The organism is Clavibacter davisi (assembly GCF_052751415.1).
On sequence record NZ_CP199882.1, the window covers coordinates 1,882,736 to 1,902,666 of the forward strand.

18 protein-coding genes are annotated in these 19,931 nt (G+C 74.4%); 10 read left to right on the forward strand and 8 right to left on the reverse strand.

Going from position 1 to position 19,931, the window contains the following annotated elements; all coding sequences use genetic code 11:
• The first annotated feature begins 29 nt into the window (after positions 1 to 29).
• Positions 30 to 995 (forward strand): NAD-dependent epimerase/dehydratase family protein, encoded by a 966-nt coding sequence (locus ACU4ZT_RS08915; protein ID WP_063071826.1) that lies wholly within the window; start codon positions 30 to 32, stop codon positions 993 to 995.
• A 54-nt stretch (positions 996 to 1,049) separates the two neighbouring features.
• Here the strand turns inward: ACU4ZT_RS08915 and ACU4ZT_RS08920 are convergent, their stop codons facing one another.
• Positions 1,050 to 2,393, reverse strand: coding sequence for a J domain-containing protein (locus tag ACU4ZT_RS08920; protein WP_414747920.1), 1,344 nt, complete (start codon positions 2,391 to 2,393; stop codon positions 1,050 to 1,052).
• A gap of 247 nt (positions 2,394 to 2,640) precedes the next feature.
• Between ACU4ZT_RS08920 and ACU4ZT_RS08925 the strand changes: the two genes are divergently transcribed.
• Genes ACU4ZT_RS08925 through ACU4ZT_RS08940 form a run of 4 tightly spaced genes read left to right on the forward strand, consistent with a single transcriptional unit; the run spans position 2,641 to position 6,332 of the window.
• Entirely contained in the window at positions 2,641 to 3,282 is a 642-nt protein-coding gene (locus tag ACU4ZT_RS08925; protein ID WP_445337039.1) for an ABC transporter permease, read from the forward strand.
• A complete protein-coding gene (locus ACU4ZT_RS08930) occupies positions 3,275 to 4,561 on the forward strand; it encodes an ABC transporter ATP-binding protein (RefSeq protein WP_414747918.1) in 1,287 nt (428 codons plus the stop codon). Before ACU4ZT_RS08925 ends, ACU4ZT_RS08930 begins: the two co-directional genes overlap by 8 nt.
• Positions 4,558 to 5,322 (forward strand): ABC transporter permease, encoded by a 765-nt coding sequence (locus ACU4ZT_RS08935; RefSeq protein WP_063071822.1) that lies wholly within the window; start codon positions 4,558 to 4,560, stop codon positions 5,320 to 5,322. The genes ACU4ZT_RS08930 and ACU4ZT_RS08935 overlap by 4 nt, the downstream gene beginning before the upstream one ends.
• Positions 5,323 to 5,324: 2 nt before the next feature.
• Positions 5,325 to 6,332 carry a glycine betaine ABC transporter substrate-binding protein gene (locus ACU4ZT_RS08940; protein ID WP_063071821.1) on the forward strand — a complete coding sequence of 336 codons (1,008 nt, stop codon included), beginning with the start codon at positions 5,325 to 5,327 and terminating at the stop codon, positions 6,330 to 6,332.
• A 181-nt stretch (positions 6,333 to 6,513) separates the two neighbouring features.
• Here ACU4ZT_RS08940 and ACU4ZT_RS08945 read toward each other — a convergent pair whose 3' ends face one another.
• The 3 genes from ACU4ZT_RS08945 to ACU4ZT_RS08955 all read right to left on the reverse strand — a co-directional run bounded on the left by ACU4ZT_RS08945 (position 6,514) and on the right by ACU4ZT_RS08955 (position 10,607).
• The gene (locus ACU4ZT_RS08945; RefSeq protein WP_063071820.1) at positions 6,514 to 8,322 is read right to left on the reverse strand and encodes a DEAD/DEAH box helicase; all 1,809 of its coding nucleotides are present in this window, start codon (positions 8,320 to 8,322) and stop codon (positions 6,514 to 6,516) included.
• Between the two features lie 199 nt (positions 8,323 to 8,521).
• Positions 8,522 to 9,703 (reverse strand): acyl-CoA dehydrogenase family protein, encoded by a 1,182-nt coding sequence (locus tag ACU4ZT_RS08950; RefSeq protein WP_063071819.1) that lies wholly within the window; start codon positions 9,701 to 9,703, stop codon positions 8,522 to 8,524.
• Between the two features lie 52 nt (positions 9,704 to 9,755).
• A complete protein-coding gene (locus ACU4ZT_RS08955; RefSeq protein ID WP_063071818.1) occupies positions 9,756 to 10,607 on the reverse strand; it encodes a VOC family protein in 852 nt (283 codons plus the stop codon).
• 141 nt (positions 10,608 to 10,748) lie between these two features.
• On the opposite strand from ACU4ZT_RS08955, the gene ACU4ZT_RS08960 reads away from it, so the two are divergent.
• The gene (locus ACU4ZT_RS08960) at positions 10,749 to 11,540 is read left to right on the forward strand and encodes an SGNH/GDSL hydrolase family protein (RefSeq protein ID WP_445337040.1); all 792 of its coding nucleotides are present in this window, start codon (positions 10,749 to 10,751) and stop codon (positions 11,538 to 11,540) included.
• A 60-nt stretch (positions 11,541 to 11,600) separates the two neighbouring features.
• On the opposite strand, the gene ACU4ZT_RS08965 is transcribed toward ACU4ZT_RS08960, so the two are convergent.
• Entirely contained in the window at positions 11,601 to 12,815 is a 1,215-nt protein-coding gene (locus ACU4ZT_RS08965) for a D-alanyl-D-alanine carboxypeptidase family protein (RefSeq protein ID WP_270981464.1), read from the reverse strand.
• Complete coding sequence (locus tag ACU4ZT_RS08970) at positions 12,812 to 13,621, reverse strand: TrmH family RNA methyltransferase (RefSeq protein WP_063071815.1); 810 nt, start codon at positions 13,619 to 13,621, stop codon at positions 12,812 to 12,814. Before ACU4ZT_RS08970 ends, ACU4ZT_RS08965 begins: the two co-directional genes overlap by 4 nt.
• A gap of 149 nt (positions 13,622 to 13,770) precedes the next feature.
• Here ACU4ZT_RS08970 and ACU4ZT_RS08975 point away from each other — a divergent pair, with 149 nt between their 5' ends.
• Together ACU4ZT_RS08975 and ACU4ZT_RS08980 are read left to right on the forward strand one after the other, a co-directional pair.
• The gene (locus tag ACU4ZT_RS08975; RefSeq protein WP_063071814.1) at positions 13,771 to 14,625 is read left to right on the forward strand and encodes a Sir2 family NAD-dependent protein deacetylase; all 855 of its coding nucleotides are present in this window, start codon (positions 13,771 to 13,773) and stop codon (positions 14,623 to 14,625) included.
• Complete coding sequence (locus ACU4ZT_RS08980; protein WP_063071813.1) at positions 14,622 to 15,257, forward strand: histidine phosphatase family protein; 636 nt, start codon at positions 14,622 to 14,624, stop codon at positions 15,255 to 15,257. Before ACU4ZT_RS08975 ends, ACU4ZT_RS08980 begins: the two co-directional genes overlap by 4 nt.
• Before the next feature lie 22 nt (positions 15,258 to 15,279).
• Here ACU4ZT_RS08980 and ACU4ZT_RS08985 read toward each other — a convergent pair whose 3' ends face one another.
• On the reverse strand, positions 15,280 to 16,374 hold the full coding sequence (locus ACU4ZT_RS08985) for a glycosyltransferase family 4 protein (protein WP_063071812.1): 1,095 nt from the start codon (positions 16,372 to 16,374) through the stop codon (positions 15,280 to 15,282).
• Entirely contained in the window at positions 16,371 to 17,267 is an 897-nt protein-coding gene (locus ACU4ZT_RS08990; RefSeq protein ID WP_270981466.1) for an alpha/beta fold hydrolase, read from the reverse strand. The genes ACU4ZT_RS08985 and ACU4ZT_RS08990 overlap by 4 nt, the downstream gene beginning before the upstream one ends.
• A 138-nt stretch (positions 17,268 to 17,405) precedes the next feature.
• On the opposite strand from ACU4ZT_RS08990, the gene treS reads away from it, so the two are divergent.
• The gene (gene treS, locus ACU4ZT_RS08995) at positions 17,406 to 19,127 is read left to right on the forward strand and encodes a maltose alpha-D-glucosyltransferase (protein WP_012038402.1); all 1,722 of its coding nucleotides are present in this window, start codon (positions 17,406 to 17,408) and stop codon (positions 19,125 to 19,127) included.
• A gap of 10 nt (positions 19,128 to 19,137) precedes the next feature.
• Positions 19,138 to 19,839, forward strand: coding sequence for a 3'-5' exonuclease (locus ACU4ZT_RS09000; protein ID WP_063071810.1), 702 nt, complete (start codon positions 19,138 to 19,140; stop codon positions 19,837 to 19,839).
• The last annotated feature ends 92 nt before the right edge of the window (positions 19,840 to 19,931 follow it).

A 19,931-nucleotide genomic window follows, 5' to 3' on the forward strand; every position in this document is an offset into this window, starting at 1 on the left:
GCCGCCCGGCGCGCCGATAGGGTGACGGGATGCGCGTCGTCGTCATCGGAGCCACCGGCCACATCGGGACCTTCCTCGTCCCCCGCCTCGTGGACTCCGGCCACGACGTCGTCGCGGTCAGCCGCGGCACCCGCGAGCCCTACCGCGTGTCCCCGCTCTGGGACCGCGTCGAGCGCGTCGCCGTGGACCGCGAGGCCGAGGACGCGGCGGGCACCTTCGCGGAGCGCATCGCCCAGCTGGCGCCCGAGGTGGTCATCGACCTGGTGTGCTTCACGCCGGAGTCGGCGCGCCACCTCGTCGAGGGGCTGCGCGGGCGGATCCGCCACCTCGTGCACGTCGGCAGCATCTGGACGCACGGGCTGAGCTCCTCGCTCCCGCTCCGCGAGGACGACGTCAAGGAGCCGTTCGGCGAGTACGGGGTGCGGAAGGCGGAGATCGAGCGCTACCTGATCCACGAGTCCCGGTCCGGCGGCGTGCCCGCGACGGTCGTCCACCCCGGCCACATCAGCGGCGGCGGCTGGCCGGTCATCACGCCCGTCGGCAACCTCGACCCCGCCGTCTGGACCGCGCTGGCCACGGGCGCGCCCCTCGCCGTCCCGGGCTCGGGAAGCGAGACCATGCACCACGTGCACGCCGACGACGTCGCGCAGGTCGTGCAGCTGGCCGTCGTGAACCGGGAGACCGCCGTGGGCGAGAGCTTCCACGCCGTCTCCGAGCGCGCCATGTCCGTCCGCGGGTTCGCGCGCGCCGCCGCGGCCTGGTTCGGCCGCGAAGCCGAGCTGGAGCACCTCGACTGGGACGCGTTCCGCGCGCGCACGGCACCCGAGCACGCGGACGTGAGCTGGGAGCACCTCAGCCGCAGCCACGTCGCCAGCATCGAGAAGGCCCGCGACGTGCTCGGCTACGCGCCGCGGTACACGAGCGAGGAAGCGGCCCGCGAGGCCGTCGAGTGGATGGTGCGGGCGGGCCAGCTGGACGTGCCGCTCCCCCGCTGACCGCTTCGCGGCGTGCTCGCGCGGTCGTCCCCGCGCCCGCGCCGCCGCGCCGCGTCAGACGAAGCGGGCGTCGAGCACGAGCCGGGTGCGGACCGCGAGCAGACGCTCCGGCGCCATGGGCGTGAGGCCCGGCAGGCCCGCGGCCACGTGGTCGGCCAGGAGCGTGCGTGCGACCGCATAGGCCGGGAGCGCGTGCGGGTCGTCGGCGCCGTGCAGCACGACGGGCGCCGCGCCGAGCACGCCGGAGGGCAGCGACAGCACGAGTCCGACGACGGGCACGTCCATCTCCCGCGCCAGCGCGCGGGCGCGCGCATCCAGCCCCCGGAGGACGTCGGCGCGCGCCGCCGGGTCCGTCGCCGCCGCGGATCCGGCGGGCACCGACTCGACCGCCACGAGGCCCTGCGGCCCGAGCACCAGGTGGTCGACGGCATCGCCTGAGCGGGGCACGGAGACCCCGTTCCAGAACGCGTAGGAGGGCCCGAGCTCCATGAGCTCGCGCGCGGTCTCCTCCTGGGCGACGGCGGCGCGGAGGGCGGCCGCGGCCTCCTCGGGGACCTCCGCGACGAGGTCGGGCGCGTAGGCGTCGGCCTCGAAGCGGCGGCGGAGCCCCGCGAGGCGCGTCAGGCGGTCGCTGTAGGCCGCCATCAGGTCGGGGTAGGCGCGGAGGGCCCGCTCGTGCGCGAGCACGTCCTCCTGGAGCCGGCGGGCGGCGACGCGGCGCGGCTCCTCGGAACGGAACCACGCGCGGCCCATGGGTCCGGCCAGGGCGAGCCCCGCGGCGGCGCCGAGCACCGCGCCCCCGAGGGCGCCCGTCGCGCCGAGTCCCGAGACGAGGAGCACGACGGCGAGGAGCGCGGCCAGCACGGGCGGGGCGATGACGCGCGTCCGCCGCACGTACGGACCGGGCTCGCCCGAGAGCGCCGGGCCGCCCCGGGGCGGGACGGGCGACGCGGGCACGACGGGCTCGGCCGGATCGGCGAGCCACTCGCGCACGAGCGACAGGTAGCGGAGGCGGGCGAAGCCGCCGGGGTGGCCGAAGCTGCGGGTGCGGGCGGCGGGTCTCTCCCGGGGCGCTCCCGGGCGACCGCGGCGCGAGGCGGGATCCCAACCGGATCCCGCGGTCGACTCCGGGTGCGCGGGGTGCGCGCGTCCCGCGGTGCCGTCCTCCTCCGCCGCGGGCGCGTCGCGGAGGCCGCGTTCGTAGCGAGCGCGGCTCTCGGGGTCGCCGACGGCCTCGAACGCGTCGCGCACCGCCTGGAACGCGTCCGCGCTCCCGCCCATGTCCGGGTGGGCGGCGCGGACGCGGCGACGGTAGGCCCGGCGGATCTCCTCCTGGGACGCGGCGGGATCCACGCCGAGCACGGCGTACGCGTCGGCGTCGCGCGACGGGACGGACATGGGACTCCTCGCGGGCGCCGGTCGGGCGGCTCCCAGGATGACGAGCGTAGGCGAGGCCGCCTGGGCGACGCCCGAGCGCGGCATCCGCCCCCGTCGCACCTCTCGACCACGGGCGCGCCCGCCCGCGCCGCGCGCGTGATACCAGCTCGACCCCTGTGCCCGCGAACTTCTCGCCGTCCGCCTGCCTGCGTAGGGTATCCCCCGCCGACGCCCCTCCCGGTGACCGACCGACGCAGAGGAGACCGACATGTGGGACTTCCTGTCCGCCCGAGCCGACCAGATCGCCTTCTCCGCCTGGCAGCACCTCAGCCTCGTGGTGCAGTGCCTGGCGCTCGCCACCCTGATCGCCGTGGGCATCGCGGCCGCCGTGTACCGCAGCCGCCCGCTCACGTCCCTCGCCAACAGCGTGTCCGCCATCGGCCTCACGATCCCCGCCTTCGCGCTGGTGGGGCTGCTCATCGCGCCCCTCGGCTTCGGCGTGGCCCCCGCGGTCGCGGTCGTCACCTTCTTCGCGACGCTCCCGATCCTGCGGAACGCCGTGGTGGGGCTCGCGGGCATCGACCCGGCCCTGGTCGAGTCGGCTCGCGGGATCGGCATGGGACGGATGCGCACGCTCCTCCGCGTCGAGCTGCCGCTCGCCTGGCCCGTCATCCTCGGCGGGATCCGCGTGTCCGCGCAGATGGTCATGGGGATCGCCGCGGTCGCCGCGTACGTGCTGGGGCCGGGGCTCGGCGGATTCATCTTCTCCGGGCTCTCGCGCCTCGGCGGCGCGAACTCGACCGAGTCCGTCCTCACCGGCGTCGCCGGCGTCGTCCTGCTCGCCCTCCTGCTCGACCTCGTCCTCGTCGGCCTCGGCCGGCTCACCACCCCGAGAGGCATCCGTGTCTGAGACCCCCACCACTCCCCCGACCGCCGACGTCAGCGGGCGGTCGATCCTGCTCGACCGCGTCACCAAGCGCTACCCGGGCCAGGCGAAGCCGGCCGTCGACGGCATCACGCTCGAGATCCCCGCGGGGAAGATCGTGATGCTCGTCGGCCCGTCCGGCTGCGGCAAGACCACGACCCTGAAGATGATCAACCGGCTCATCGAGCCCACCGAGGGCCGCGTGGTCCTCGGCGACGAGGACGTCACGGGCATCGACGGCGACGAGCTGCGACGCCGCATCGGCTACGTGATCCAGGCGGGCGGCCTCTTCCCGCACATGACCGTGGCCGCGAACATCGCCGTGGTGCCGAAGATGCTCGGCTGGGACGCCGCCCGGATCCGCGCCCGCGTCGACGAGCTGCTCGAGCTGGTCTCGCTCGACCCCGACCAGTACCGCGACCGGTACCCGAAGGAGCTGTCCGGCGGGCAGCAGCAGCGCGTGGGCGTGGCCCGCGCGCTCGCCGCCGACCCGCCCGTGCTCCTCATGGACGAGCCGTTCGGCGCCGTGGACCCCATCACCCGCCAGCGGCTGCAGGACGAGCTCCTGCGCATCCAGGCCGAGCTGCAGAAGACGATCGTCATCGTCACGCACGACTTCGACGAGGCCGTGAAGCTCGGCGACTGGATCGTCGTCTTCGCCGAGGGCGCCCGCATCGTCCAGTACGACACCCCGGAGCGCATCCTCGCGGAGCCCGCCGACGCGTTCGTCGAGGAGTTCATCGGCTCGGGCGCCGGCCTCAAGCAGCTGACGCTCCGACGCGTGGACGAGGTGCCGCTCGCCGACGCCGTGATCGCCCGGCCCGGCGACGCCGCGCGCGACGTGCTCGCCCGCATGGACGAGGTCGGCCACCAGCACGCCGTCGTGCTCGACGGGCGCGACCGCCCGCTCCGCTGGCCGTCCCGCCGCGCCCTCGGCCGCATCGACGTCGTGGGCCCGGACGCCGACCCGCAGCTCCCCGTCGTCGGCGCCCGCGCGACCCTGAACGACGCGCTCGACACGATGCTCGTCTCGAGCGCCGGCGCGGCGCTCGTCACCGGACGCGGCGGCGCGTTCCTCGGCGTGATCGACGTCGAGACCGTGATGGACGCGATCACGAGCGCCCGGGCGTCGGCCGCCGGCGTGCAGGACGACGCGCCCGTCGGCACGAACACCGGCACCATCGGCACGGTCGGCGCCGACGCCGAGCGCGCGGGCCGGCCCGACGACGCCGCGTCCGACGCCGCGGACGGACGCGACGCATGAGCATCGCCCTCGACGCGAGCACCGGCACCGCGGGCGGCGCGCGCACCTGGCGCGGGCTCATCGCGCAGCCCGTCGCCATCGCCGCGGTCCTCGCCGTCTACGTCGCGTGGCTGCTGACGGCACCGCTCACCGCCGTGGAGCGCACGACCCTCGCCCCCGCCGCGCTGGGGAAGGCGACCCTCGAGCACCTCGTCCTGACGTTCACCGCGGCCGCGATCGTGCTCGTGATCGCCATCCCGCTCGGCGTCCTCCTCACCCGTCCCCGCTTCCGGCGGTTCTCCGCGCCCGTGCTCGCGGTCGCGAACCTCGGGCAGGCGGCACCGGCGATCGGGCTCGTGGTGCTCCTCGCCATGGCAGTGCCCGACGGCTTCACGGCGAGCCTCATCGCCCTCGTGCTCTACGCGGCGCTGCCGGTGCTCCGGAACACCATGCTCGGCATCCGGGGCGTCGACGCGCGGCTCGTCGAGGCCGGTCGCGGGATGGGCATGAGCCGCGTCGCCGTGCTGTTCCGCATCGAGCTGCCGCTGGCCGTGCCCGTGATGCTCGCCGGGATCCGCACGGCGCTCATCCTCCTCGTCGGCACCGCGGCCCTCGCGGCGTTCGTGAACGGCGGGGGCCTCGGCGTCCTCATCATCACGGGCGTGAGCCTCTATCTGTATCCCGTCCTCGTCTCCGGGGCCCTCCTCATCGCGCTCCTCGCGCTCGCCATCGACTGGCTCGGCCGCATCGTCGAGCACGTCGCCCGCCCGAAGGGACTCTGACCGTGCCGCTCCTCCCCCGCTCCGCCCGCGGTCGCCGGGCGCTTGCCGCCCCCGCGCTCGTCGTCGCCGCGCTCGCGACCCTGACGGGGTGCGGCCTGCAGCCCGCCACCGCCTACGCGCCGGATGCGGCGCCCGGCTCCATCCGCCCGCTCGACCTGCCGCCGGGCGCCTCGCTCACCGTCACGTCCAAGAACTTCACCGAGCAGCTCATCCTCGGCAAGATCGCGGTCATCGCCGCGCGGGCCGCGGGCTTCCGGGTGACGGACGAGACGAACGTCCCGGGGAGCGTGCCGGCGCGCGAGCTCATGACGAGCCACGGCGCCGACATGACGTGGGAGTACACGGGCACGGCGTGGCTCAGCTACCTCGGCCAGAAGTCCGGCATCGCCGACCAGCGCGCCCAGTACGAGGCCGTGCGTGACGCCGACGCCGCGAACGGCCTCACCTGGCTGACGCCCGCGCCGCTCAACAACACCTACGCGCTCGCCATGCGCGACGAGGAGGCGGAACGCCTCGGGATCACGAAGCTGTCGCAGATCCGGGACCTGCCCGTCGACAAGCGGACGTTCTGCGTGGAGGCGGAGTTCAACTCCCGCAGCGACGGCCTCTCGCCGCTCCTGGATGCGTACGGCATCCCGCGCGGATCCGCGGACGGCGTCCCGGACGGCAACGTCTCGATCTTCGACACCGGCGCGGTGTACACGGCGGCGGACCGGGGCACGTGCCAGTTCGGCGAGGTGTACACGACGGACGGGCGCATCGACAAGCTCGGCCTGCGCATCCTGCAGGACGACCTCGGCTTCTTCCCCGCGTACAACGTGGCGCCCGTCCTCGACAGCGCGACGCTCGCGGAGTACCCGGGCCTGCAGGACGTGTTCGACCGGATCTCCCCCGAGATCACCGACGACGCGCTCCGCGAGATGAACCTCGAGGTGGACGACCAGGGCGAGGAGCCCGCGGACGTCGCGTACCGCTTCATGGTCGACCACGGCTTCGTGACGGAGCCCTAGCCGCGCGTCCGGCGGAGCTGCCCCCGACCGATCGGGCGCGTCAGCTGCGCATCCACCCGCGGAGCTGCCCCCGACCGATCGGGCGCGTCAGCTGCGCATCCACCGGCGGAGCTGCCCCCGACGGATCGGGCGCGTCAGCTGCGCATCCACCGGCGGAGCTGCCCCCGACGGATCGGGCGCGTCAGCTGCGCATCCACCGGCGGAGCTGGTCGATGCGCTGCTGCAGCTGCGTCACGCTGCACTGGCCGACGGCCGGCCCGCCGCACACGCGGCGGAGCTCGGCGTGCACGAGCCCGTGCGGTTCGCCGTGGAGCTTGGCGCGCATCCCGACGAGGCTGTTGAGGAGCTGCCGCTGCTCCTTGAGCGTGCGGTACAGCGGGATGTCGTCCGGGTCCTTGGGCGCGCCGCTCTCGGCCTGCTTGCGCTCGCGCTCGCTGGCGTGCTTCGACTGCCGGTGCTGCCGCTGGGCGAGGAGCTCGCGCACCTGCTCGGGTTCGAGGATCCCGGGGAGGCCGATGAACTCCTCCTCCTCGAGGCTGCCGACGTCGGCCATCTGCCCGAACTCGGCGCCGTCGAAGAGGACCTTGTCGAAGGTGGCCTCGGACCCCATCGCCTCGAAGGAGAACTCGCTGAGGAGCGAGTCGGACCCCTTCTCGCTGCGGTTGGCCTCGCCCATCATGGCGTCCTCGGGGTTGTAGAGGTCGCCCTCCTTCGAGGAGTCGCGGTCGAGGGCGTGGTCGCGCTGGCGCTCGAGCTCGTTGGCGAGCACGAGGAGGTTGGGGACGCTGGGCAGGAAGATCGACGCCGTCTCGCCCCGGCGTCGGGCGCGCACGAAGCGGCCGATGGCCTGCGCGAAGAACAGCGGGGTGGACGCGCTGGTGGCGTACACGCCGACGGCGAGCCGCGGCACGTCGACGCCCTCGGACACCATGCGCACCGCGACCATCCACCGGGAGGTGCCCGCGGAGAACCGGTCGATGTTGGCGCTCGCCTCGACGTCGTCGGAGAGGACGAGGGTCACGGGCTGTCCGCTGATCCGCTGCAGGATCGCGGCATAGGCGCGCGCGGTGGTGTGGTCGGTCGCGATGACGAGGCCGCCCGCGTCGGGGATCGACTGCCGCACCTCGGTGAGGCGGCGGTCGGCGGCCGCGAGCACCTGCGGGATCCACTCGCCGTCCGGTGCGAGGGCCGTGCGCCACGCCTGCGAGGTGATGTCCTTGGTGTTTCCCTCGGCGAGCTGCGCCTCCATCTCGTCGCCCATCTTGTTCCGCCAGCGCATGCTGCCCGCGTACGCGAGGAAGATGACGGGCCGGACGACGCCGTCGGCGAGCGCACGCCCGTAGCCGTAGTCGTAGTCGGTCTGCGAGAGGCGGACGCCGCGGTGGTCGCGCAGGTAGCTGACGAACGGGATGGGCGCCGTGTCGGAGCGGAAGGGCGTCCCCGTGAGCGAGAGGCGGCGGGTCGCGCGCTCGAAGGCCTCGCGGATCGCGTCGCCCCAGCTGAGCGCGTCGCCGCCGTGGTGGACCTCGTCGAGGATCACGAGCGTGCGGCTCGACTCGGTCATGGTCTTGTGCAGGTACGGGTTGGCGGCGACCTGCGCGTACGTGACGGCGGCCCCGTGGTAGTGCCGGCCGAGGGCGCCGGAGGAGTTGCTGTACATCGGGTCGAGGCGGACGCCTGCGCGGGCGGCGGCGTCGGCCCACTGCTTCTTGAGGTGCTCGGTGGGGGCGACGACGGTGATCCGGTCGATCGTCTTGCGGTGCAGCAGCTCGGAGGCGAGGCGGAGCGCGAACGTGGTCTTGCCGGCGCCCGGCGTCGCGTTGGCGAGGAAGTCGCGCGGCTCGTTCTCGAAGTAGGCGGTGAGGGCCTCCTCCTGCCACGCGCGCAGCTTGCTGACGGTGCCCCAGGCGGCCCGCTCCGGGAAGGCCGGCGAGAGGTGCTCGGCCGCGGCGGATCCGACGTGCGGAGGAGGGGACGGCAGGGTGCTCACTCGACCTCACGATACCCGCCCGCGACCGTCGGCCCGACGGCTCGCGCCCCCGTCGGGGAGGACGGCGGAAGCGGATCCGCACGACCGTCGGCGAGGCGTCCCGGCGCTCCCCGTCCGGCGGATCCGGAGCCCGGCGGACGGCCGGGCGCGTCGCCTCCCCCGCCCCTCGGCGCACGTCGAGCGGCTGCCCGGTGGGCGCTCAGACCGGGCGCGCGGCGGGCCCGAGGAGCGCCGTCGCGAGCGTCTCGGCGGCCTGCCGGTCGCTCGGCGGGTGGAAGCCGCCGGCCAGCGCGTCGCGGTGCAGGCGGCCGAGCTCGTCGCCTGTGCGGAACGCCGATCCGCCGACGACGCCGACGGCCGCGCGCACGACGTCCGCCGCGGTGCGCGTGGCGCGGGCCTTGGCGCCCACGAGGAGCGACGGCCACCGGTCGCCGTGGTCGACGCCGCGGTCCACGTCCTCGGCGAGCGCCCGCAGCTGCGGGGCCAGGGCGTCCTGCTGGAGGGCCGCCTCGGCGACGAGCGCGCGCACGGCGGGGTCGACGGCGAGCGACGCCCCGCCCGCGGCGTGGGAGGTCCTGCTCCGTGCGGACGCGACCGCGAGGTCGAGCGCGCGCCGGCCGAGCCCCGCGTACACGGACGCGATCAGCAGCTCGAAGGCCTGGAGGACCGCGAGCGCGAAGGGGTCGTCGCGGCGTCCCGGCTCGCGGCGGCGGACGACGTCGGCGGCGGGCGCGTGCACGTCGCGCAGCTCGACGCTGTCGCTGCGCGTCGCGCGCATGCCGAGGGTGTCCCAGTCCTGGACGATCTCGAGGCCGGGCGCGTCGCGGCGCACGAACGCGTGCACGAGGAGCGGCCGCTCGGGATCGAGGTCGTCCCGGCCGAAGAGCCCGAGCCGGGTCCACGCGGGAGACATGCTCGCGGACGCCTTCGTGCCCGTGAAGTTGTAGCCGCCCGTGCCGTCGGGCACGGCGCGCGTGCGGGCGTCGCCGAGGCCGGCGTCGTTGCCGGGCTCGCTGATGGCGAAGGCGAGCACCTCGCCGCGGGCGGCGTCCTCGAGCACGCCGCGGAGGGAGTCGTCGCCGCGGTCGGCGAGGATCCGCGCGACGGCCGTCCAGACGAGGTGCATGCCGACACCGAGGGCCGTCGCGGGAGCGGCCTCCGCGAGGAGCGACTGGCAGCGCACGGCGTCCGCGAGCGAGGCGCCGGATCCGCCGAGGTCGCGCGGCACGAGGAGGCGCAGGTACCCCGCCTCCCGCAGCTCCGCCAGGTCCTCCGTGAAGAAGGCGGCGCGCTCGTCGTAGCCGGCGGCCCGGGAGCGGATCCGCTCGAGCAGGGCGTCGTCGAGGAGCGCGTGCGGATCGAGCGGGTCGGCCGGCGTCATGCGCCCATCCTCCCCCGCGCGGACGGGAGCCCGGGGGCCCGGATCCCGCCGCTCAGCCGGCCGACAGGACCAGCGCGTTGCCCCACGGGTCCTCGAACGCGAGCGCGCGCCCGTCGTCCCGCGTGGCCACGCCCGCGTGGCGGAGCCGCGCGTCGACGGCCTCGACCTCGTCGCGCGTGGGCACCTCGATGCGGACGGTGCCGAGCCCGAGCGTCGCCGGACGCCGACCCGCGCCCCGGCTGTTCCAGGTGTTCATGGCCATGTGGTGGTGGTACCCGCCGGCCGAGACGAAGATCGCGGAGCCGTGCGCCCCGGCGACCAGCTCGAAGCCGAGCGCGTCGACGTAGAACGCGTGCGCCGTCCCGGTGTCGCCGACCTGCAGGTGCACGTGCCCGATGCCGGCCGCGTCGTCGGCGGCCGACGCGACGGGCGCGAGCTCCTGCTGCAGGTAGGCGTTCGGGTCGAGGTGCAGCGTGCCCATGACGAGGTGCCCGTCCTCCCACGTCCACTCGTCCCGCGGGCGGTCGGTGTAGAGCTCGACGCCATTGCCCTCGGGGTCGGTGAAGTAGAAGGCCCGGCTCACCAGGTGGTCGGCGCTGCCCGCGTACGTGCCCGGTGCTCGGCGGGCCACGGAGGCGACCGAGCGCGCCAGGGCCGCGGGGGTGTCGAAGAGCACGGCCGTGTGGAAGAGGCCGGCGTCCCCGGGGCTCGGCAGGTCGAGGCCGTGCCCGGTCTCCAGGATCACGGCGGGGGCGCTCCCCCGGCCGAGCATCACGGACCCCCGGCCCTCGGCGACGAGGTCGAGGCCGACGGCGTCGCGGTAGTAGGCGGTCATGGCGTCGAGGTCGCGGACCAGGAGGGTCACGGGCCCCATGGTCGTGTCGGCGGAGAGCAGGTCGGGCATGGGTCCTCGGGTTCGCTCGGTGTGGAACAGTTGCTTGAGGGCTCAACCAACTCGTCGCCGCGGTCATTCCCGCGCAGCGGACGCGACCCCCGGCGGGAGGCCGTTCCTATGATGGGAGGCGCCCACCCCGGAAGGAACCGCATGACCGAGCCCCACCCCTGGCGCCGCTACGTCGCCCTCGGCGACTCCTTCACGGAGGGCATCGGCGATCCCGAGCCCGGCAGCCCGGGCGGGCACCGCGGATGGGCGGACCGCGTCGCCGAGGTGCTCGCGGGCCAGGTCGACGGCTTCTCGTACGCGAACCTCGCCATCCGCGGACGGCTCCTCGCGCAGATCGCCGACGAGCAGGTCGAGCCGGCGATGGCCCTGCACCCCGACCTCGTGTCCCTCTCCGCCGGGGGGAACGACATCCTCCGGCCGGGAGCGGATCCGGACCGGCTCGCGGACCGCCTCGACGGCATGGTCGCCCGCCTCTCCTCCGAGGGCGCGACCGTGGTGCTCTTCACGGGCACCGACGTCAAGTTCTCGCCCGTGTTCGGGCGCCTCCGCGGCAAGGTCGCGATCTACAACGAGGACATCCGCGCCATCGCGGCCCGGCACGACTGCATCGTGGCCGACCAGTGGTCGCTCACCGAGATCCAGGACCCCCGCATGTGGGACGTCGACCGGCTGCACCTCGCGCCGCTCGGCCACCACACCGTCGCGCGCATGGTGCTCGCCGCGCTCGCCGTGGAGAACGACCTCGAGCCCCGCAAGCCCGAGCCGCTCCCGGCGCGCACGTGGCGGCAGGCGCGCGCGGGCGACATCGACTGGGCGCGCTCGTACTTCGTGCCGTGGGTGCTGCGGCGGCTCCGTCACCAGTCCTCCGGCGACGGGCGCACGGCGAAGCGGCCGGACGCGTCGCCGTGGACGCGCGTCGACGCGGACGGCTGACCGCGGCAGCCGCGGGCGCGGCAGGGCCGATCGGGCCGACCGGGCCGCGGGCGCCCGGCGTCAGCCGAGCATCTCCCCCGGGTTGCCCAGCCGCCACCAGCCGTCGGGTCCGGCGATCGCGCGGTCCAGCGCCAGCGGCACCTGCACGCTCTGCGCGCCGGCGGTGACGGTCGCGGTGCCCACCGGGTCCCCCGCGTCGCCCTCGCTCGCGCCGCGCGCGGCCACGGTCGTGGTCACAGGCGTGTCGCCCCACACCAGCAGCGTCTCGTCCTCGGTGGCGACGGCCTGCGCCGTGGCGCCCCAGGGGGTCGCGTAGTCGGCGAACGGCTCCCCGGCGGTGGCGACCTGGACCACGTGCATGTTCGCGGTCACGGTGGGCAGGAGCGCGAGCACCTGCCGGGCGAGCTCCGCGTGGTCGCGGGCACCGAGCGTGACCCCGACGATCGTCACGTCGCGGTCGCCCACCTGCGTGTCCACCGCCCAGAGCAGGCACTTGCCCGCCTGCTCGAGCGTGCCGGTCTTGATCCCGCGGAAGCCCGGCACCGACGCGAGCATGTTGCGGTTCTGGATGGTGCCCACGCCCGGGAGGTCCGCGCTCCTCTGGTTGACGATCCCGGAGAGCACGGGGTCGGCGAGCGCCATCTCGCCGATGCGCACGAGGTCGGGGGTCGTGCTCACCGTCTCGGGTGACAGGCCCATGGCGTCGGCGACGTGCGTGCCGGTCAGCCCGTGCTCGGCGAGCCACGCGTTCGCCGCGGCGACGAACGCGTCGTTGGACCCGTACGCCCAGACGCCCAGCGACGCCGCGTAGTTGTTCGCGCTCGCGAGCAGCGCGCCCTCGAGGAGGTGTCGCTGCGCGAGGCTCGTGCCCGGCACGGCCGGCTCGACGGTACCGTCCTGCTTGAGGATCTCGGCGCGCAGGGCCTCGTCCTCGGCCGTGAAGGTCACCTGCGGACCGTCCTCGCCGGGGGCGAGCGGCTTCGCCTGCAGCACCACCAGCGCGGTCACGATCTTGGTGATGCTCGCCATGGGGTGCGACACGGGCGCCGGGTCGTCGGTCGCGAGGACCCCGTCGAAGCCGACGGCGCCGACCGCGGAGACGCCCGCGCCCGGCCAGGCCTCGGGCGTGAGGACGTTGACGATCGGATCGGGTGCCTCGACCTGCGCGACCGCGGCCGGCGGATCCGCCGTCAGGCTGACCGGGACGTAGACGCCGCCGGAGACGAGGAGCGCGGCCGCGACCCCGGTGAGGACGAGGAGGCGGGCGCGGCTCACGCGGGCACCCGCAGCGCGTACAGCGCCACGGCGCTCGCCGCGGCGACGTTGAGGGAGTCCACGCCGTGCAGCATCGGGATGACGACCGTCGAGTCCGCGTGGCGGAGCGCGGCGCGGCTGAGGCCGTCGCCCTCGGTGCCGAGCACGAGCGCGATGCGCTCGGGTGGATCCGCCGCGAAGGCGTCGAGCGTCACGGCGTCGTCCTCCAGCGCGAGCGCGGCGAGGTGGAAGCCGGCCTCGTGCAGGAGCGTGACGGCCTCGGGCCACTCGGGCAGCCGGGTCCACGGCACCTGCAGCACCGTGCCCATGCTGACCCTGACGCTCCGGCGGTAGAGCGGGTCGGCGCAGCGCGGGGTGATGAGCACGGCATCGGCCCCGATGCCGGCGACGGCGCGGAAGATGGCGCCCACGTTGGTGTGGTCGACGACGTCCTCGAGCACCACCACCCGTCGGGCGTCGCGCAGCACGTCGGCGACCGCGGGGAGCGCCGGTCGGTGCATGGCGGCGAGCGCTCCCCGATGCAGGTTGTACCCGGTGAGCCGCTCCAGCACCGCGGCCTCCCCCACGAAGACGGGCACGTCGGGGAAGTCCGCGAGGAGCGGCGTGACGTCGTCGAGCCACTGCTCCTGCAGCAGCACGGAGCGGGGCACGTGGCCCGCGGCGAGCGCGCGTCCCATGACCTTGGTCGACTCGGCGATGTAGAGGCCTCCCGCCGGCTCGCTCACGCGGCGGAGCGCCACGTCGGTGAGCCGGGAGTAGTCCTCGAGCCCCGGGGCGTCGAGGTCCTCGATGCGGTGGATGTGCACGCCGATCCTCTCCGTCCGCCGGGCGGGGCGGTGCTGCTCGCGCGGAGCCATCGCGGGGGTGCGCTGTCTAGACTCGGCAGGACAATGATGCCCTGCCCCGTCGTCGCCCGCCGACAGGATGGGGTGTCCGTGCGCCACCGGGAGGCCCCATGAGCACCGCTCTCCGCGACGATCCCCGGCCCCCCGCGGGATCCACCGTGGCCGAGGCCGTCGAGCTGATGCGCGGCCGCCGCACGGCGGTCCTCACGGGCGCGGGCCTCAGCACCGACTCGGGCATCCCGGACTACCGCGGCGAGGGCGCCCCCAAGCGGAATCCGATGACGTTCCAGCAGTTCCGCAGCGAGGGCGACGACTTCCGCCGCCGCTACTGGGCGGGCGGGCACCTCGGCTGGAAGGCGTTCAGCTCCGCGCGCCCCAACGACGGGCACGCCGCGCTCGCCGACCTCGAGGGCGCCGGCGTCGTGTCGGGCCTCGTCACGCAGAACGTCGACGGCCTGCACGAGCGCGCCGGGTCGCGCCGCGTGGTGGACCTGCACGGGTCGCTCGACCGGGTCCTCTGCCTGGACTGCGGCCAGGCGTACGCGCGGTCGGCGATCGCCGACCGCATCAGCGCGGAGAACCCGTGGCTCGACCAGCCCGACGCGGTGGAGCTGAACCCCGACGGCGACGCCCAGGTGCACGACGTCGACCGCTTCCGGATCCCGGTGTGCAGCGTCTGCGGCGGCATGCTGAAGCCCGACGTGGTGTTCTTCGGCGAGCTGGTGCCCACCGAGCGCTTCCAGGAGGCGAGCGCCATCGTCTCCGACGCGGACGTGCTCCTCATCGCCGGCTCCTCGCTCGCCGTGAACTCCGGCATCCGACTGCTCGAGATCGCCCGGAGGAGCCGCATGCCGATCGTGATCCTCAACCGCGGCATCACCAAGGGCGACACGCGTGCCACCGTGCGCCTCGAGGGCGGCACCAGCGAGACCCTCCGCGCCATCGCGACGGAGCTCGCGTCGTGACGCGCATCGTGCTCGTCCGCCACGGCCGCACCGCGTGGAACGTGGAGCGGCGCGTGCAGGGATCGAGCGACATCCCGCTCGACGACACCGGCCGCGCCCAGGCCGCCACCGCGGGGGCGCTGCTCGCCGAGGCGGCGCACGGCGGCGCCGGCTGGGATGCCGTGCACGCCAGCCCGCTCGGGCGCGCGTTCGAGACCGCGTCGATCATCGTCGAGCACCTCGCGCTCGGCGGCTCCCCCACCGCCGGTCCCCTGCCGGAGCCGGCGCTGGCCGAGCGCCGCTACGGCCTCGCGGAGGGGCTCACCCACTCCGAGATCGAGGCGCGCTTCCCGGACGGCGACGTCCCCGGCCGCGAGACCGTGGAGTCCGTCACCGAGCGGGCCGGCGGAGCGTTGCTGCGCCTCGCGGAGGAGCACCCGGGCGGATCGCTCATCGTGGTGTCGCACGGCGGCGTGATCGCGGCGCTCGCCCGGAGCCTCGACCCCTCGCTCCTCGGTCGGCCGGGCCCCATGATCGAGAACGGCTCGGCGCACACCTTCGGCGTGATCGACGGGACGCTGTCGCTGCTGCGCTTCGGCGGCGTCGCGGAGCTCGCCGCCGTCGCCCCGTCATCGGAGGCCCGGCCCGCCTGAGCCGTCGGATCCCCGCGGGGGATCAGGCCGAGGGAGTCCTCGGCCGGGCGACCTGCACGAGCAGGTCCCCGAGCGCGGAGGCGGAGCGGTCCCAGTCGTAGGCGGCGGCCCGGGCGACGCACGCGGCGGACCGACGGCGCCACTCCGCGGGGTCCTCGAGGGCGCGGACCGCCGCGGCGAAGCCCTCGGGATCGTCCGGGTCGACGTAGACGGCGGCGTCCCCGCAGATCTCGCGGAAGATCGGGATGTCGCTGACGACGACGGGGAGCCCGACGCTCATCGCCTCGATGACGGGGATGCCGAAGCCCTCGTCGCGCGATGCCGTGAGCAGCGCCGTGCCGCGGCGCAGCGTCCGGGCGTACTCCTCGTCGCTCGGACCCTCGCGGAACACGAGGCGCGCGCCGTCGGCGAGCGCCTCCAGGCGCGCGCGCTCGGGTGCGGAGACGTGGCTCATCAGGTGCAGCTCGTGGTCGGGCAGGTCGTCGGCGGCGCGCACGAGGGTGTCGACGTTCTTGTACGGCATGTAGGAGCCCATGTACACGAGGGTGCGCTCGGCGGGGGCGTCACGGGGGCCGTCGGGCGCGCCGTCGGGCGCGGGCTCCAGCTCGGCGGCGTTGGGCACGACGACCACGGGACGGGAGGTGAGCTTGTGGCGGCGGATCAGCCCGCGCGTCGTCTCGCTGACCGTCACGATCGCATCGGCCCGGTCGAGCAGCAGCCGCTGCGGCCACCAGGCGAGGTGGAACGCGCGCCACAGGGCGCGCACCCCGGCCGGCAGGTCGCGCGGTGGACGCCGGTGGCGGTAGTAGATGAGGTCGTGCAGCGTGAGCACGAGCGGGTAGTCGCGTCCGCGGGATCCCATCGTCTGCATGGGGCTGTAGACCACGTCGGGGCGCAGCCGGGCGATGCGCCGGGCGATCCACGGCTCCCGGGCGCCGGTCGGCGCGCTCACCAGCTGCCACGGCAGGTCGGGCAGGAGGGCGAGCTGGCGGTGGTCGCTGATGAGCATGGTCACGTCGAAGCGCTCGCCCAGCCGGGCGACGAGCTCGGCGCCGTAGCGGCTGATCCCGTCGTGGCGGCCGACGCGCGTGTACCGGCAGTCGAACACGAGCCTCATGAGGCGCTCCCCTGGTCGAGGAACGCGCGGATGAAGCCGGCGGCCTCCCGGGGCGTCTCGTAGTGGATGAGGTGCCCGACGCGCGGGATGACCTCGAGGCGGGCGTCCGCGAACAGGGTGCGCAGCCGGTGCTGGGCGGCCACGCGGGTGATGTCGTCGCGCTCGGCCGCGACGAGCAGCACGGGCACGCGCACTCGGGGTGCGTAGGTGCTCACGTCCGAGGACACGGATGCCCGGAAGGCCTCGAGCACGACGCGGCGGTCGCCGAACGCGCTGAAGAAGCGGTCGTGCTGGTCGTTGATCCACCGGCGCAGCCCGCGGTCGCGTGTCTTCGCCATGGCCTCGCTCATCACCCGGACGATGGCGCGGTTGCGCAGCAGGCCGAAGCCCGCGCGCTCGGGGAGGACGGCGGCGGAGCGGTAGTACAGCACGGCGAGGCGCGTGAGGATCCCGCGCGGCCCCTCGAGGGCGGGGGCGGCGATCGGGTTGACGAGGATCGCCCGCGGGTTCGGCAGGCCGCCCGCGAGCGCGGCCGTGACGACGATCGATCCGAACGAATGGCCGAGCACGGTCGCGTCGCGCGTGCCCGTGGCGTCGACGAACGCGCGGAGCCATGCCGCGTACCCGGGGATGTCGTGCGCGGCGCCCGCCAGCGGCGCGGAGTCGCCGAACCCCGGCAGGTCGGGCGAGATGATGCGCACGCCGGGCAGCTGCGCCACCACCGGCTCCAGCCCGTGGTGGTCGCCGCGGAACCCGTGGACCACGACGAGGACCTCGCGCGCGTCGGCAGGACCGTACTCCCACCACGCGGTGGGGCTGCCGAGGACGTCGGCGGTGCGCCGGACGACGGGGATCCGGTCGAGCTGGGCGGCGTAGGGCGAGGGGACGTTCATCGGGGTCGAGTCTACGAGCGGCGGGCGCCCCCGGTCCCGGGCGCGCCGGGGGCCGTGCCGCGAGCCGCGCGCGCCTAGAGTTGCCCCCGAGCCTTCCCGCCCCGCCGTCGACGACCCGTCGCGCCCCTGAGGAGAACCGTGAGCTTCACCGCCCCCATCACCCTGCCCGGCCTCACCCTCGACAAGCAGTGGTACAAGCGCTCGGTCTTCTACGAGGTGATGATCCGGTCGTTCGTCGACTCGAACGGCGACGGCACGGGCGACATCCAGGGCCTCATCTCCAAGCTCGACTACCTGCAGTGGCTCGGCATCGACGGCCTCTGGATCCCGCCCTTCTTCCAGTCCCCGCTCCGCGACGGCGGCTACGACATCAGCGACTACATGTCGGTGCTGCCCGAGTTCGGCACGCTCGACGACTTCAAGGAGCTCGTCACCAAGTCGCACGAGCGCAACATGCGCATCGTCATCGACCTCGTGATGAACCACACGTCCGACCAGCACGAGTGGTTCCAGCAGTCCCGGTCCGACCCCGACGGCCCCTACGGCGACTTCTACGTCTGGAGCGACACCGACGAGAAGTACGAGGACATCCGCGTCATCTTCGTCGACACCGAGGAGTCCAACTGGACCTTCGACCCGGTGCGCCGCCAGTTCTTCTTCCACCGCTTCTTCTCGCACCAGCCCGACCTCAACTTCGACAACCCCAAGGTGCACGAGGCCATCTACGGCGTCATCCGCCACTGGCTCGACATGGGCGTCGATGGCCTCCGCCTCGACGCCATCCCGTACCTCTACGAGACCGAGGAGGGCAACGGCGAGGGCGAGCCGGCCACGCACGAGTTCCTCAAGCGCCTGCGCGCGATGGTCGACGAGGAGTACCCGGGCCGCATCCTCATCGCCGAGGCCAACCAGTGGCCCCGCGAGGTGTCCGCGTTCCTCGGCACCGAGGAGGAGCCCGAGTGCCACATGGCGTTCGACTTCCCGATCATGCCGCGCATCTTCTACTCGCTCCGCTCGCAGACCGCCGACGAGCTGAAGCGGATCATGAGCGAGACGTTCGAGATCCCGGAGGCCGCCGCGTGGGGCGTGTTCCTCCGCAACCACGACGAGCTCACGCTCGAGATGGTGAGCGAGGAGTACCGGCAGGCGATGTACGGCTGGTACGCCTACGACCCGCGCATGCGCGTCAACATCGGCATCCGCCGCCGCCTCGCGCCGCTGCTCGACAACTCGCGCGCCGAGCTCGAGCTCGTGCACGCGCTCCTGTTCTCGCTGCCCGGCAGCCCGTTCCTCTACTACGGCGACGAGATCGGCATGGGCGACAACATCTGGCTGCCGGACCGCGACGCGTCCCGCACGCCCATGCAGTGGACGCCCGACCGCAACGCCGGCTTCTCCACGGCCGACCCGGGCAAGCTCTACCTGCCGGTCGTGCAGTCCCTCGTGTACAACTACGCCCAGATCAACGTCGAGTCGCAGCTCGCGCAGTCGCGGTCGCTCCTGCACTGGGTGCGGAACGTCATCCACGTGCGGAAGGCCCACCCGGTCTTCGGCCAGGGCACCATCCGCGTGCTGCCGACCGACCACGAGAGCGTCCTCGCGTTCGTGCGCTCGTACGAGGGCAGCGGCACCCACTTCGGCGACCGCGCCGAGGACGTGCTCTGCGTGTTTTCCTTCGCGCACAACCCGGTGTCGGTCACGATCGACGCGTCCGACTTCGCGGGCTCGCAGCTCTACGACCTCTTCGGCGGCGGCGTCTTCCCGACGGTCGGCGACGACGGCCGGCTGACCCTCACGCTCGCGACGCAGAGCTTCTACTGGCTCCACATGGGTGCGCCCGCCATCGGCGGTCGCCCGTAGCATCTACAGGATGAGCTCCCGCTGGCACCACTCCCTCGCCTCCTTCGACCTCGAGACGACGGGGGTGGACGTCGAGACCGCGCGCATCGTCACGGCGTGCATCGTCGTGCTCGACGCCGACGGGAAGGTCACCGAACGGCACGACTGGCTGGCGGATCCCGGCGTCGAGATCCCTGCGGCCGCCGCCGCCATCCACGGCGTCACCACGGAGCGCGCCCGCGCCGAGGGACGCGATGCGGCCGCGGTCGTGCTCGAGATCGTCACGACCATCCGCGAGGTGTTCGCGCGCGGGCTCGCCCTCGTGGTCTACAACGCGCCCTACGACCTCACGCTCCTCAACCGGGAGGCCGTGCGCCACGGCGTCGAGCCGCTCCGCGACACCGGTCCCGTCATCGACCCCCTCGTCATCGACAAGGCGGTGGACACCTACCGCCGCGGCAAGCGCACGCTCTCCGTCGCCGCCGAGCACTACGGCGTGCGGCTCGACGACGCGCACGACGCGGGCGCGGACGCCATCGCCGCCGGGCGGGTCGCGCAGGCCATCGCCGGCCGGTACGCGGACCAGCTCGACATCCCCGTGCTCGATCTGCACGACCGCCAGGTCGACTGGTCCCGCGTGCAGGCGGAGAGCTTCCAGGACTACATGCGCCGCACGCGCGACCCCGCGTTCACGACGTCGGGCGCCTGGCCCGAGCGCCACGCCGACAGCTGATCCGGCCCGCTCCCCCGGCGCCGCGCTCCTCGGGCCGCCGCGGTGCGGGGACGACGAAGGGCGCCCGGCCGGAGCCGGGCGCCCTTCGTGGT